Annotated in this window: 9 protein-coding genes; 2 read left to right on the forward strand and 7 right to left on the reverse strand. The window is 68.5% G+C overall.

Annotation, left to right across the window (positions count from 1 at the left end):
* Positions 1–2: 2 nt before the first annotated feature.
* Both FVP33_RS01520 and FVP33_RS01525 read left to right on the forward strand, forming a co-directional pair.
* A complete protein-coding gene (locus FVP33_RS01520) occupies positions 3–2,024 on the forward strand; it encodes a beta-galactosidase (RefSeq protein ID WP_147781875.1) in 2,022 nt (673 codons plus the stop codon).
* Positions 2,021–4,126: an alpha-galactosidase gene (locus tag FVP33_RS01525; protein WP_246142119.1), complete on the forward strand. Its 2,106-nt coding sequence runs from the start codon at positions 2,021–2,023 to the stop codon at positions 4,124–4,126. The genes FVP33_RS01520 and FVP33_RS01525 overlap by 4 nt, the downstream gene beginning before the upstream one ends.
* On the opposite strand, the gene FVP33_RS01530 is transcribed toward FVP33_RS01525, so the two are convergent.
* From FVP33_RS01530 to FVP33_RS01560, 7 genes are all read right to left on the reverse strand, one after another.
* A complete protein-coding gene (locus FVP33_RS01530) occupies positions 4,127–5,353 on the reverse strand; it encodes a glycoside hydrolase family 27 protein (RefSeq protein ID WP_222706596.1) in 1,227 nt (408 codons plus the stop codon).
* A gap of 57 nt (positions 5,354–5,410) precedes the next feature.
* Positions 5,411–7,831 (reverse strand): AAA family ATPase, encoded by a 2,421-nt coding sequence (locus tag FVP33_RS19735; RefSeq protein ID WP_246142120.1) that lies wholly within the window; start codon positions 7,829–7,831, stop codon positions 5,411–5,413.
* 109 nt (positions 7,832–7,940) lie between these two features.
* Complete coding sequence (locus FVP33_RS01540) at positions 7,941–8,147, reverse strand: hypothetical protein (protein WP_147781876.1); 207 nt, start codon at positions 8,145–8,147, stop codon at positions 7,941–7,943.
* Positions 8,148–8,206: 59 nt separating this feature from the next.
* The gene (locus FVP33_RS01545; protein WP_147781877.1) at positions 8,207–8,404 is read right to left on the reverse strand and encodes a hypothetical protein; all 198 of its coding nucleotides are present in this window, start codon (positions 8,402–8,404) and stop codon (positions 8,207–8,209) included.
* A gap of 105 nt (positions 8,405–8,509) precedes the next feature.
* On the reverse strand, positions 8,510–9,256 hold the full coding sequence (locus tag FVP33_RS01550) for a hypothetical protein (RefSeq protein WP_147781878.1): 747 nt from the start codon (positions 9,254–9,256) through the stop codon (positions 8,510–8,512).
* Positions 9,257–9,322: 66 nt separating this feature from the next.
* A complete protein-coding gene (locus tag FVP33_RS01555; protein WP_187270537.1) occupies positions 9,323–10,045 on the reverse strand; it encodes an AfsR/SARP family transcriptional regulator in 723 nt (240 codons plus the stop codon).
* A gap of 122 nt (positions 10,046–10,167) precedes the next feature.
* Positions 10,168–10,407, reverse strand: coding sequence for a hypothetical protein (locus FVP33_RS01560; protein WP_147781880.1), 240 nt, complete (start codon positions 10,405–10,407; stop codon positions 10,168–10,170).
* Between the last annotated feature and the right edge of the window lie 182 nt (positions 10,408–10,589).

Genomic DNA, 10,589 nt, shown 5'->3' on the forward strand with positions numbered 1-10,589 from the left:
CAATGCACTCCATCTCGTCACGGCTTTCCGACAACGACGGCACCGCGTTCGGTTTCGGTGGCGACTACAACCCCGAGCAGTGGGATCCGTCGGTGTGGCAGGAAGACGTCGCCCTGATGAAGGTGGCCGGGGTGAACCTCGTGAGCATCGGGATCTTCAGCTGGGCGCTGTTGGAGCCGTCGGAGGGCCGGTACGAGTTCGGCTGGCTCGATTCGGTTTTGGACCTCCTGCACGAGTCCGGAATCCGGGTGGACCTGGCGAACGCGAGCGCCTCACCGCCGCCGTGGTTCTCACACAAATACCCCCAGTCGCTGCCGGTGACAGCCACGGGGGTGCGCCTCGGCTACGGGTCGCGCCAGGCGTTCTGCGCCTCCAGCCCCGAATACCGGGCGGCGGCCGCGGCGCTGACCACCGAGATCGCCAGACGGTACGCCGAGCACCCTGCCGTGATCATGTGGCACGTGCACAACGAGTACGGCTGCCACAATCAGCCCTGCTACTGCGACGTCTCCGGTGCTGCCTTCCAACGCTGGCTGGAAAAGAAGTACGTCACCGTCGACGCGCTCAACGAGGCCTGGGGCACCGCATTCTGGTCGCAGCACTACTACCACTTCGACGAGATCACCCCGCCCCGCCAGTCCGGCACCTTCATCAACCCCACCCAGGTTCTGGACTTCGCCCGGTTCTCCTCGGACGAGCTCCTCGAGTGCTACGACGCGGAGGCGCGCATCCTGCGTGAACACTCGCCGCATCCGGTCACGACGAACTTCATGGGATTCATGATGGGACTCGACAAGCCCATCGACTACTGGAAGTGGGCCGACCACCTCGATGTGGTGTCGAACGATCACTATCTCATCGCCGAAGACCCGCGCAACTTCCAAGAGCTGGCGATGACCGCCGACTTCATCCGGAGCCTGGCCTCCGGGGCACCGTGGCTGCTCATGGAGCACTCGACCTCCGCCGTGAACTGGCAACCCCGCAACATCGCGAAGGCCCCGGGGGAGATGCTGCGCAACTCGCTGCAGCACGTGGCCCGGGGGGCGGATGCCGCCCTGTTCTTCCAATGGCGAGCCGCGAAGGCCGGTTCGGAGAAGTTCCACTCGGCGATGCTGCCGCACGCCGGCACCGACTCGAAGGTCTGGCGGGAGGTGGTCGGGCTCGGCTCGGCGCTGAAGAAGATCGCCGAGGTGGTGGGCTCGCGCGTCGTGGGAGCCGATGTCGCGATCATCCACGACACAGACGCCCGCTGGGCGAGCGAGCTCGACGCGCATCCGAGCGTCGACACGAACGCGATGGCGGAGACGCGACTCTGGCATGACGCGTTCTACCGCCTGGGCCTCACCACCGACTTCCGGCGCTCCACCGACGACCTCGCGGGCTATCGCCTGGTGGTCGTGCCGATGCAATACCTCATGACGGATGACGGCGCACGCAACCTGCGCGCCTTCGCCGAGTCCGGCGGCACGGTCGTGGTGACCTACCTGTCCGGCATCGTGGACGAGGACGACCACATTCGTCTCGGTGGTTACCCCGGCGCCTTCGTCGACCTGATCGGGATTCGCATCGAGGAGTTCTTCCCGCTTCGGGCGGATGAGAAGGTGCCGCTCAGCCGGTACGGCCCGGGTCTCCGGTTCAGCGAGCTCGGCCGTGCCACCGGCGCGGAGGTGCTTGCGGAGTATGCAGGCGGACCGACCGCCGGTTCCCCGGCGGTCAGCCGCAACCGCCTCGGCAGCGGCTCGGCCTACTACGTGGGAACCTCGCTCACCGAGGCGGGGGTGCTGCAACTCATCTCCGACATCGTCGGCGAGGCTGGCGTCACGCCGGCCCACACCGTGACGGGAGAGGTCGAGGTCGTGCGCCGCTCGGACGGCGAACACACCTGGACCTTCGCCATCAACCACGGAGACTCCGTCGGCGTCGTGCACGTCGACGGCATCGACCTGCTGACCGACACCATCACCGACGGGCGGCTCACCGTCGCCGCCGGGGGCGTCGCGGTGGTGCGGGAGTCCGCGCGGTGAACGACCTCGTCACTCTGCGCGGGGGAGACTCCGCGTTCATCATCGACCTGTCCCGCGCGACGCCCGAGGTGGTGCACTGGGGGTCTGACCTGGGGGAGCCTGCACGCCTCGCCGTCTCGAGTCATCCGGTGCCTCCCTCGTCGGTGGGCAGCCCATACCGGCGGGAACTGGTGCCCCAGGCCTCGAGCGGATGGCGCGGCCGGCCGGCCGTCGAGGGCCACCGGCCGGACGGCCGGGCGTTCTCTCCGTCGCTGGTGACCACGGGTTCACGGGCCCTCGGCGAACACGGGCACGAAATCACGATGTCGGATGACGCCGCGGCGATCGAGCTGATCATCGAGATCCATCTCACGGCTGAGGGGATGCTGCGCCTGCGGAGCACCCTGCAGAACCTCGGCGACACCTCCTATTCACTGCTGTCGCTGACCAACTCGGTGCCCACCGGGCTCGGAGCCGCGGAGATCCTCGACCTCTCCGGCCGCTGGTGCCGGGAACAGCATCCCCAGCGTCAGTCCCTCAGACAGGGAACCTGGCTGCGCGAGTACCGCCACGGTCGCACCGGGCACGACTCCTCGCTCTTCACCGCGGTCGGCACGGCCGGCTTCGGCAACCGGTCCGGCGCGGTCTGGGCCACCCACTTCGGCTTCAGCGGCAATCGGGCGACGACCGTGGAGAAGACGCCATCCGGTCCCGCCCTGATCGGCAACTCCGAGCTCTTCTCCCCCGGCGAGGTCGTGCTCGCGCCCGGCGAGTCGCACGCCACGCCGTGGACCTACGCCGCCCACTCCGCGCGCGGGCTCGACGGGGTCACGGAGACCTTCCACCGGTGGCTGCGGTCGAGGCCGAGCCATCCGGCGTCCCCGCGGCCGGTCGTGCTCAACACCTGGGAGGCGGTGTACTTCCACCACGACATCGGCAACCTGCTCGAGCTCTCCGAGGCCGCGCAGCGAATCGGCGTCGAACGCTTCGTGCTCGACGACGGCTGGTTCAGGCACCGTCGCAACGACACCGCCGGGCTCGGCGACTGGTATGTGGACGAGGACGTCTGGCCGAACGGCCTGACCGCGCTCATCGACGATGTGCGCTCCCGCGGCATGGACTTCGGACTCTGGGTCGAGCCCGAGATGGTGAACGAGGACTCGGATGTGATCCGGGCGCATCCGGACTGGCTGAGCGGGCCCGGCCTCGGCCGCACCCCGGTCGAGTGGCGCCACCAGCAGGTGATCGACCTCGTGAACCCCGACGCGTGGGACTACGTTTTCTCCCGCCTCGACGCGCTTCTGTCCGAGAACGAGATCTCCTACCTCAAGTGGGACCAGAACCGTGACCTCACCGAGATGGGGCACGCCGGGGCGGCATCGACGCACGAACAGACGCTCGCCGCCTACCGTCTCATGGACGAGCTGAGGCTGGCGCATCCCTCCGTGGAGATCGAGAGCTGCTCCTCCGGGGGCGCGCGGGTCGACCTGGGGGTGCTCGAACGCACGGACCGGGTCTGGGCGTCGGACTGCAACGATGCGCTCGAGCGCCAGACCATCCAGCGCTGGACGGAGGCGATCCTGCCGCCGGAGCTCGTGGGAACGCACGTGGGGCCGACGACGGCACACACGACGCACCGCACGCATTCCCTGTCGTTCCGGGCCGTCACGGCGATGTTCGGCCACTTCGGCATCGAGTGGGACGTGCGAGGCCTGGACGACGCGGAGTTCTCGGAGCTGAGCCAGGCGGTCGACCTCTACAAGACCCACCGCGGTCTCATCCACTCGGGAACGGCGGTTCACGCCGACCTCGCGGACCCGGCCTACTCGCTCAGCGGTGTGGTGGCGTCGGACCGCTCGGAGGCGCTCTTTGCCTTCGTGAGTGTCGCGACCTCGTTCGACGAGATCCCCGGCCAGGTAGGTTTCCCCGGCCTCGACCCTCTGGCGGACTACGAGGCGACGGTGATCTTCCCCACTCTGAGCTCGCCGTACCGGGCGATCACGAATGTGGGCTGGATTCCGGACGGGATCACCGCCTCGGGCCTCTTCCTCGCGGAGGTCGGCCTTCCGATGCCCGTGCTGAACCCGGAGCACGGCATCCTCATCCGGCTGGTGCGACGCTGATCAGGGGCTGATCGGCGAGAGCCTCAGCAGCACCAGCCCGTGCGCCGGCACGACGGCGGCGAGACGTCCGGAGCCGTTCGACGTCTCGGCGCCGGACCACAGGTCGCGCACGAGCCACCGGCCAGGGGGCAGCCCGACGGCCGACACGGTGGTGCGAATTGTCGCCGCGTCGGCGGTGGTGTTGAGCAGCGCGATGGCGAGGTCGCCGTGCACGAGCGACTTCGCCCAGACCTCGTGCCCGCCCGCCCGACTGACGCGGAAGGCCTGCCGGCCCAGGCGGTCCTGGTCGAGGGCGAGCACGCCCGCGTTGCGGAGTACGCCGACGGTCGATCGGGGGAGCGCGCCGATGTCGGTGCCCAGGATCAGCGGCGCGGACAGCATGCACCACATGCCGAAGTGGGTCTTCGTCTCCGCCTCGGTGAGCCCGGCATTGCCGATCTCGAGCATGTCCGGATCGTTCCACGCGCCGGGTCGCGAGTAGTGAGCCAGGGGGGCCTGGGCGTCGATGCGGTCGGCGATCGACTTCCAGGTGGGGTGGATGTCATGGCTGGTACGCCACAGGTTCGCGAGCCCCGGCGCCCACAGCCACGGCTTCTGCACCCCGTACTCGGAGATCGAGTACACGATCTTACGACCGGTCGCCCGGAGCGCGTCGCCCATCTTCGCGAAGGCGGGCCGCTCGCGCAGGCCGTCGGTGAGGTCGGCGCGGCACCAGTCGTACTTGAGAAAGTCCACGCCCCAGCGTGCGAATGTCGCGGCATCCTGCGTCTCGTGCCCGAGGCTCCCGATGCCCCGCACCGGGTACTGCGCGTAGTAGTTGGCGCAGGTCTGGCTGCCGGGCACCGCGTACAGACCGAACTTCAGGCCCCGGGCGTGCACGTAGGCGGCGAGGGCGGGGATGCCGGAGGGGAATCGCGACGCGTCGGCGGTGAGGGTGCCCGCCGTGTCACGCGGCCCCTGCCAACAGTCGTCGACCACCACGTACCGGTAACCGGACCGGGCCAGCCCCGAGACGACGAGTCCGTCGGCGGCGGCCTTGACCACCTTCTCGTCGAGACCGGAGCAGCCGACCTGGTTCCAGCTGTTCCAACCCATGGGCGGGGTCGGGGCGAGCGCCGCCCCGGGGGACAGCACTCCTGATGTCGCCGCAGGCACGAGCAACACGAGGAGGGCGACGAGGAGCCACGCGACGACGACCCGCCCTGCCCGCCTCGCGCCCGACCTCACAGCGCCATCCTCGCACGGCGGTGATCCGCGCGAGAGTGCGCGGGGAGTGCGGCGCGATCAGAGGCCGTCCGCCACGGCCGCTCCGGCCGCGAGCCAGGCATCCTGGGTGGCGCGGTTCAGGGAATCGAAGCGAAGCGCACCGCCGTGCAGCGCTCGGTCGAAGGGGATGGTAACGACCGCCCTGGCGATGGTCGCGAAACCCTCGGCAATGCGCTGGGCTGCGGCCATGCCTCCGTTCCGCTCGGATTGCAGCACCACTACCACCGCGTTCTCCGCGAGTCTCGCCGAGTGCTCATCCCGATCCTGAAGCGCCTCGAGGAGCAGCGCACCGGACTCCGCCGCCTCGCCGAGCGCGGTGGTGGCCACCACGAGCTGGTCGGTGTGGTCGATCATCCGCAGCCAGCGCGGGGCCGACTCGTCATTCCCCGAGTCGAAGAAGACCATGCGGTAGTACTTCGTGACCACCACCTGCAGCGCGTCGAAGTCCGCCTGGGTGATTCTCTGCCCGGTGGCGAGAAGCTCGGGATTCGATCGCAGCACGTCGTACTTGTCGCTGGTCTGGTGGTGCACGAAGGGAGCGAGATCCGACACCCTCGCATCCGGCAGGAGGAGACGTTCCGTCTCGGGCAGCAGATCATGCACCGTCGCGTCGTGGTCGCTCTTCTCGGTGCGCCAGCCCAGCGTGCCCCGAGTGTCGTTGTTGTCCCAGGCCAACACGCCGGAGCCCCCGTTCCGGGCGAACACGGCGGCGAGCATCGCGTTGGTCACGGTCTTGCCCACGCCGCCCTTGCCGTTGACGACGGCGATCCCCCGGGGTCCTGACCAGTGCCGGCTCACCGCCTGCACGCGGCGGCGATGCTCGAGTTCCGACTCCGTGGGCGGAACCTGGAGTCCGGTCGCTCGGGCCACCAGCCCGCGCCAGCCGTCCACGGCCGGTGGCTCCACGTCCAACTCGGTGAGGAACGATACACGGGCGGGCCGAAGCGTCGAGGGGGGCTCGTCGCGCACCGGCTCGTCCGACTTTCGGGCGGGCGCCATCAGCCAGGGAGCGGGCGATGGCCGGGGCATGAGGGTCGCGACCGGTCGTACCTCTGTGGGGTCGGTGCCCGCGGACGGTTCGTCGGGGGTGGGTTGTGGTGCGTTCTCGTTCACGATGGATGTCCTCTCGGGTCGTTCGGACGGCCCGGAGTGAACCGGGCCGATTCGGTGGGCGGCGGCCCCGGCCGCCGCGACGAGGCTGCGCCCCAGCACGAGCGCGAGCCCGGCGAGGGGAAGCACAAGAAGGATCACGGACAGCGCGCCGAGAGCTGCCTCGGGCGCCCGCCCGGCGGCGAAGGCCGCGCCGGTCGCCGCCGTGTGGGAGGCGATCGCCCCCACCGTCTGCGCGATGATGGCCGGCAGGTTCCAGAGCAACCAGCCGAACGCCACGACGAGGAGCGGGATCACCGTGAGCACCCACACGGTGACGATTCGCCGGGCCGCCGGTCGAAGCTCGGTCACCCGGGGATCCGGCTCGCGGCCGGGCAGCAGGCTGCGCAGCACGGGACCCACCCGGGAGAACAGGTCCGGAATCCCGGCGAGGTCGGCGAGCACGAAATAGCCGTCGAGCCTGATCGTGGGCGGGAGTTGCTGCAGCATCTGGAATTGCGTGGCGATCACGAAGAGGAAGAAGATGCCGTCGCGGGTGATGAGGTAACCCGCCCCGGCCAGCAGAACGCACCACACGTTGAAGTAGAGCCCGCCGAGGTCGGTGCGCACGCGGCCCGCCCGGCCGAGGCGGTACGAGTCGGTCACATTCGTGAAGAACGCCGGGAAGACCAGATAGAGCCCGAAGCCGACCACCCCGGGTTCGGCGCCGCCGAAACGGCACGCCGTCGCATGCCCCAGTTCGTGGATGAGCCCACCGAGGGTCAGCAGCGCGAAGAGGGCGAGCAGCAGGGTCGGGGTGATCAGAATCTGCCGCACCGCGTTCTGGAAGTCCCCGGTCGCCAGCAGCACGGCATCCAGAACGATCAGTGCGAGCACCGCGACCACCACGACGGGTGCGAGATAGAGGGGGGAGAGCCACCCCGCGATCCGACGCACGACGGACGCGGGGAGGATCGTGCCGCGAAGGCTCAGGCTGAGCAGGGGGCGCGCGGTCGCCGGATGCTCGGGCGCCGGCGCCCGGCCGGTCACGTCCTCGATGAGTCCCAGGGGGCCGAGTTTCGTCTCGATGAGGTGATGCAGGCCGTCCACGGTGAGTTCCTTGCCGAAGGTCGCGCTCACGGCGGTGGCGAGTTCGGGAGCGGCCCGACCGTTGCCCGCCTTCTCGAGCACGAGGTTCAGCAGTTCGGAGAGCTGCACCACCTGTTCGTCGCGGCGCTGCACGAGATAGGTCGGCTTCGTCAGTCCGGATCCGGACACCAGACCGAGCGAGTGCACGCCGGGGGCGCGACGCCAGATTGCCCGGTCGATGTCTTTCGTGTCTGATGTCATGGTGCACGTCTCTGTGCATTCGTGTCTATGCATTCGTGTCTGTGCGTTCGTGCGTCAACGACGGGCACGCCCGGTAGAACGTGCCCGCCGAGTAGACGAACCGGTGAGGCTACGGATGGACCAACGCGAGGTGCTGCAACGCGTTCGCGCTCGCAGTCGAGGCCATCGTCGCGGCGTTGATCGCCAGGGCGAGGTTCACTGCGATGACGGGGGAGACGTTGATGTTGAAATCAAGGAACAGCGTCTCGCGAGCAGGCAATAGTTCCGCGGTCTCGAGATCGAGAACGTCGGGGCTGAGGGCGGTTGTTGCCTTCATGACTTTCACCCTTCCGTCGTGCCCGGCGCCGCGCGGGCGACGCCAGGCGCGACTCAGAATCAGTGTTGCGAGACGCTAATGGCCTGCATTGCCGCGCTGTTGGCCTGGGACCACAATGTCGCCGCGTTGATCGCCATCGAGGAGTTCGAAGCGTAGACGGCTGCCCAGTTGAGGTTGGAGTTCCAGAAGAGCGTTTCTCTCGTCGGCAGCAACTCCACCGACTGGCCTTCGAGTTCCCTGATCGTGAGTTTTTCCATTTCAATCACCCCCTTTGCGGGCTCGGGCGATTCCAATTCGAATCGGGTGAGGCCAGTGAACTCCCGCCGAAGGTACGGCCGCGTTATCGCGCCGTTACCTCTCCGTTACCCGCCGAGTTTGAGGTCGATGCTTCGCTGGACGCTCGCGGCGCCGGTGCCAGACACGATGATCTTCTGAAGTCGGTCGGCGGCCTGGGTGGCGAGACTCTCAAGTTGTGGTGCGGCCAGGCGTCGCGAATTCGACTGCGGAGCGGGGGCGAGACTGGCGGCCAGTTCGGTCTGGATCTGGTCGATCAGCGCGTGAGCCTGGGCGGAGAGCTCTCGGCGGGTGCCCCCCGCGATCACGAACTGGATGGCCGCCGCCGACGTGGAACACCCGGTGCAGGCCACGTTGAGGGCGAGGGCACGGTTGTTCACGGTGATGGGCTGGGCTCGGCGAACCACAACGAGCTGCACCGACACCGACGAGGCACCGCAGCTGGCGCAACTCGACCAGGCGGTGGCCGTGTTGTCGGCGAGAGCCGGACCCGAACCGTCGAAGTAGACGACCTGGAAGGTGGTGGCTGTGCCCTGGCAGCCGTCGCAATTGCTCGTCGCGACCGCCGATGCCACCGATTTCGGCGCGTTCCGGCCGGCGTGCGCCGTGGCATCGACCCGATCGGCCGCCGTCGGCTGGGCCGCGGTGGGAATCGCGGACGACGCGGTGTCGAAGCGGCCAACCCCCACGAGGCGGTCGACATCGGTGTGACCCGAGCCCTCGGCGGCGGTGGGGCCCGCGATCATCCCCACCAGAAGCGCGCCGGTCAGGAGAGAAACCATGCCGGCGGTGGTGATCAGTTTCCTGGGAAGCATTCCTGTGCCTCAATTCCTGTTCGGTCGTGCCTGGATCGTGCGATGGGACTGATGCGCGGGGGCGCCTCAGCGCCGGGCGTGCCGACTGGTGAGGACGCCGTCGAGGAGCTCCGCGAACCGCGGGGATGGCGCGATGCTCATCTCCTCGAGGAGTCGCTCCTCGAGCGAATGGTAGAGGCGCATGGCGGCGGCGCTGTTGCCCAGGGCCAGGTGGCAGCGCGCCAGGAGCAGGTGGGAACTCTCGCGGAGCGGTTCGATCTCGACGGCTGCGCTCGCCGCATCCAGCGCCCGGCCGATGTCTGCGATGGCGAGGTAGTGCTCCGCGAGGGTCTCGAGCGCGAGGAGCCGCTGGGAGTCCAGCCGCTCTCGTTCGAACAGCACCCAGTCCTCGTACCAGTCCGGCAGGAGGTCGGCACCCCGGAGATCGTGGATGGCATCGACGCCAACGGAGTGGAGCCTGTCGATCTCGGCGATGGTCCGGCGCACCCGGTTCACATCGACGACGACGGACGGATCCAGGGCCAGCGGGTTGGATGAGGGGTGGAGGAGCCCGGGCTGCTGGTGGGTGATCGCGTGCAGGCTGGCCCGGAGGCTACCGGCCGCCTGCGACTCGGAGCAATCCGGCCAGAGGAGGTTGGCGAAGTAGGTTCTGGAGCGGGTGCCGGCCAGTGCGAGCGCGGTGATGAGGCGTTGTTGCCGGCTGCTCACGCTGGCGGCCTCGCCGTCGAGACTCAACTGCCAGCAGTTGAGTAGGGTGAGCTCCCAACTCGGTGCAGCACGTGCTATCACAGCCAGTCTCCTTCGCTACCGCGAATGACGGACGGGGCACAGAGTCGGCGCTGTCGGGTTGGCAGACTGTTCTGCGCACGGCAACACTATGGCTAGATCGCCTCAGTTTGTCAATGGTGAAACTAGTCGCGCGCGCGCTCCGGCTTGGCCGTGGCCGGTTCCGCGGGGTGGGAAAGCCAGTCACGGACGGCATTCAGAACCTGTTCGGGGTCCGTGGCGAAGACGACCGAGGGCTCGATGTTGGGCAGCTCTTCCATCGTCACCCTCGCCCGGAAGCCATGGTCGCTGTGAGGTTCCGACCACACGCGAACGACCATCGTGCGCCAGGACGAACCGTCGTCCCCACCATTCCTGCTGTCCATTCGGTCACGCCCCGCTGTGTCGTGGCATCAAATCTACGGCGGAGGGCCTCCACCGCCTATGCCCCCGAAGAAGCGCCCCTCGGTCGGGTGCCACGGGTCGACGGGCTGCGCAGCGACGAATCATGCCCACCGCCCGACTCGGATCGTTGAGGGAGTCGCCCATCCCGCGTACTGTGGCAAAC

The organism is Lacisediminihabitans profunda (assembly GCF_008040105.1).
GTDB classification, from domain to species: domain Bacteria; phylum Actinomycetota; class Actinomycetes; order Actinomycetales; family Microbacteriaceae; genus Lacisediminihabitans; species Lacisediminihabitans profunda.

Bases quoted from the DNA above. Each gene is read 5' to 3' on its own strand.
- FVP33_RS01540 (WP_147781876.1), bottom strand. From the start codon at position 8,147: ATGAAGGCAACAACCGCCCTCAGCCCCGACGTTCTCGATCTCGAGACC.
- FVP33_RS01560 (WP_147781880.1), bottom strand. From the start codon at position 10,407: ATGGACAGCAGGAATGGTGGGGACGACGGTTCGTCCTGGCGCACGATG.
- FVP33_RS19735 (WP_246142120.1), bottom strand. From the start codon at position 7,831: ATGACATCAGACACGAAAGACATCGACCGGGCAATCTGGCGTCGCGCC.
- FVP33_RS01520 (WP_147781875.1), top strand. From the start codon at position 3: ATGCACTCCATCTCGTCACGGCTTTCCGACAACGACGGCACCGCGTTC.
- FVP33_RS01550 (WP_147781878.1), bottom strand. From the start codon at position 9,256: ATGCTTCCCAGGAAACTGATCACCACCGCCGGCATGGTTTCTCTCCTG.
- FVP33_RS01545 (WP_147781877.1), bottom strand. From the start codon at position 8,404: ATGGAAAAACTCACGATCAGGGAACTCGAAGGCCAGTCGGTGGAGTTG.